The organism is Xanthobacter sp. BG11Y11_SDJG, from assembly GCF_057364445.1.
The window spans coordinates 1-2,338 of sequence record NZ_JBNFNU010000530.1 but is presented as its reverse complement, the minus strand read 5'-3'; the positions used below and the strand labels follow the sequence as shown (position 1 = coordinate 2,338).

3 protein-coding genes and 1 tRNA gene are annotated in these 2,338 nt (G+C 69.2%); 1 reads left to right on the top strand and 3 read right to left on the bottom strand.

Features of this window, described 5'->3' with window-relative positions:
* Window positions 1-355: 355 nt before the first annotated feature.
* The 3 genes from AC2W7M_RS23955 to AC2W7M_RS23945 form a co-directional block, all read right to left on the bottom strand.
* Window positions 356-1,177, bottom strand: coding sequence for an MBL fold metallo-hydrolase (locus AC2W7M_RS23955; protein ID WP_486135475.1), 822 nt, complete (start codon window positions 1,175-1,177; stop codon window positions 356-358).
* A gap of 78 nt (window positions 1,178-1,255) precedes the next feature.
* The gene (locus tag AC2W7M_RS23950) at window positions 1,256-1,417 is read right to left on the bottom strand and encodes a hypothetical protein (RefSeq protein WP_486135473.1); all 162 of its coding nucleotides are present in this window, start codon (window positions 1,415-1,417) and stop codon (window positions 1,256-1,258) included.
* Between the two features lie 117 nt (window positions 1,418-1,534).
* Window positions 1,535-1,612: transfer RNA gene (locus AC2W7M_RS23945), tRNA-Pro, on the bottom strand.
* A gap of 275 nt (window positions 1,613-1,887) precedes the next feature.
* Between AC2W7M_RS23945 and AC2W7M_RS23940 the strand changes: the two genes are divergently transcribed.
* A partial coding sequence (locus AC2W7M_RS23940; RefSeq protein ID WP_486135471.1) for a septal ring lytic transglycosylase RlpA family protein occupies window positions 1,888-2,338 on the top strand: 451 nt, incomplete at its 3' end.

The following is a 2,338-nucleotide window of genomic DNA, read 5'->3' as shown; positions in this document are numbered from 1 at the left end:
CGGCATCGGCGCCAGCCGCGACGGGATGATGCGGCGCGCCAGGGGAGCGCGCCAGGGGGAGCGCGGCCGAGGGCCGGCCGTGGTCGAGGCGGAGGATGCGGTGGCGAAACGGACCGCAAGACGGGGCGCGTCTGACCGCCGGGAACCGGGTCCCGACAGAGCGCAGAAGATATATTATGGAACATAAACGTATGACCATCGGACGGGAAGCAAGGCCGCAAGCTCAGCCCGCCAGCCTGGGCTTGCCGCAGAACGTCCGTCGGAACTTCACAAAAAGATCGATCAGAATCAGACTCTTGAGATTAACAACTCGCGTGGATTCTGAGGGCCTGTGCCGGGCGACGGTGGCAGGAGCTCAAGCCGAGGTGAAGCGCATGCGGTCAAATGCGGGCACAACACCCTCGGGCAGCGCCGCGCGCAGCTGGGCATAATCGAGGTCGGTGTGGAGGTTCGTCAGAATGGACCGCGCCGGCTTCAACCGCGCGATATGGTCGAGCGCCTCGCCGACCGTGAAGTGCGACGGATGCGGCGTCTCGCGCAGCGCATCCAGGATCCAGACATCGAGATTGCGCAGATGCGGCAGGCTGTTATCCGGAAATCCGTTGACGTCGCTTGAATAAGCGACGCCGCCGAAGCGGAAGCCGAACGAGTCGATGTCGCCGTGATGCTGGCGGAACGGCAGCGCCGTGATCGGCCCGCCGGGGCCATCCACCACGATCTCGCGCCCTTCATGGAACCGGTGCTCGGTGAGGATGGGCGGATAGGCGCCGCCCGGGGGCGTGGTGAAGCAATAGGCGAAGCGGGCGTGGAGCGCCGCGGAGGTCTCCGGGTCGGTCCACACGTCGATCCGCCGCCGGTGCAGGATCGCGAGCGGGCGCAGGTCGTCGATGCCGTGGGTGTGGTCGGCGTGGGAATGGGTGAACAGCACCCCGTCCAGCGCGGTCACGGCCTCGTCCAGAAGCTGCTCGCGCAGATCGGGCGACGTGTCCACCAGCACCGTCGTGGTGCCGCCGGGACCGTGGCGCTCCACCAGCAGCGAGCAGCGCCGCCGCCGGTTGCGCGGCTCGGCCGGATCGCACGCGCCCCACCCCTGCCCCACGCGCGGCACGCCGCCCGACGAGCCGCAGCCGAGGATGGTGAAGATGAGGGGCGTCGGGGCCGTGAATTCGGGCGGCATGGACGGTGGGTCTCCTCAAGGCGTTCGGCACCGGGTCCGGATGGGCGATTCCCCGGCAGTCTTCAAGGCTTCCGGCGATCAGCCGAGGCCGCGCAGCAGAGCCAGCCCGATCGACAGCACGCCCGCCACACCGGCCATGGCGATGATCAGCCAGCGGTGCCGCGCCGCCCCAGGCGGCCCCTTGGCCGCCGCGTCGTGGGGCGCGGGGCCCGGACGATCATTTGCCTGACGATCAATCATGGCTGCGCTCCCCGAGCCTCGTCCGGGCACGATAGTCGCGGCCGGGTCGCGGATGAAGCGGCAGGGCGTCGCTGCAGGGTGTTACGGCAAAGGCTGGTGACAGCGGGGCGGGGAGAATGGTCGGAGCGGCGGGATTTGAACCCACGACCCCTAGTCCCCCAGACTAGTGCGCTAACCGGGCTGCGCTACGCTCCGACGTGGGGCGAGCCTTAGACCATCGGTGTTCGCCCGACAAGCCTTAATCGCCCTGCCCCGGCGCCCTCCCCAGGAGATCATGCGGGAAGCAGCCGCGCGTGTGGCGCGGGGCCGGGTCCTCGCGGGCCAGCGGGTCCTGATCCGGCTGCGCATGCGCGGCAGAAGTGTGGCGACCAAAGGGAGTTCGCCAGAAAATTGCCCCCGGATGGTGACACTGACGCCCCATTGGGCCGGCATTCGGCCCCCTCCCCTCCACAACCCGGAAGCTTGAACGCATGAAGTCTCGCGTGAGCCTGTGCCTGTCCCTGTCCGCCTTGGCCTTGTCCGGCGGTCTCCTGTCGGCCACCGCCGCCCGAGCCGATACCGGCATCGCCTCTTATTACTGGCAGGGCCAGAGCACGGCCAGCGGTGAGCGCTTCAACCCGTCGGCCTTGACGGCGGCGCACCGGAGCCTGCCCTTCGGCACCAAGGTCCGCGTCACCAATCTGCGCAATGGCCGCAGCGTCGTGGTGCGGATCAACGACCGCGGCCCGTTTGTGCGCGGCCGCATCATCGACGTTTCGCGGGCGGCCGCATCCGAGCTGGGATTCACCAGCCACGGTCTCACCAAGGTGCAGCTCGCGGTGCAGGACTACGCCCCGCGGACGACGCGTTTTCTTTTGATGGCACGAACCACCCGCCCGGCGCGCCTGCGCGCGCCGGCGGCCGGCGTCACAGCGGGCGCCG